Here is a 464-nt window from a genome sequence, read left to right on the forward strand (position 1 = left end):
GGCCAGGACCGGCCCGCAGACCAGCCGCTGCGGTTGGGATCGGTGAAGTCGAACATCGGCCACACCCAGGCAGCCGCAGGAGTCGCCGGGATCATCAAAATGGTCCTGGCGATGCGGCACGGGCTGATGCCCAGAACGCTGCACGTGGACGCCCCCTCATCACACGTGGACTGGTCGGCCGGATCGGTGCGACTGCTGACCGAGGCCATACCATGGCCGGGCAACGGCCGACCACGACGCGCCGGAGTGTCCTCATTCGGAGTCAGCGGCACCAACGCCCACCTCATCCTCGAAGAGGCCGAACCGCTCGAGATCCTGCAGGAGCCCGAACCGTTCGAACCGCCGCAGGACACACCGGCGGGCTCGGGCCAGGAGCCGCCGGTACTACCGGGCGGGGTGGTGCCGTGGCTGCTGTCGGCTAAGACCGAGGTGGCGTTGCGGGCGCAGGCGCAGCGGCTGGCCGG

General features: G+C 69.8%; 1 protein-coding gene. It reads left to right on the forward strand.

Going from position 1 to position 464, the window contains the following annotated elements:
- On the forward strand, nucleotides 1-464 hold a 464-nt coding region (locus tag ACLQ22_RS31925), incomplete at both ends, for a ketoacyl-synthetase C-terminal extension domain-containing protein (protein WP_425695589.1).

This window comes from Micromonospora sp. DT178, from assembly GCF_049841695.1.
Taxonomy (GTDB): Bacteria; Actinomycetota; Actinomycetes; order Mycobacteriales; family Micromonosporaceae; genus Micromonospora.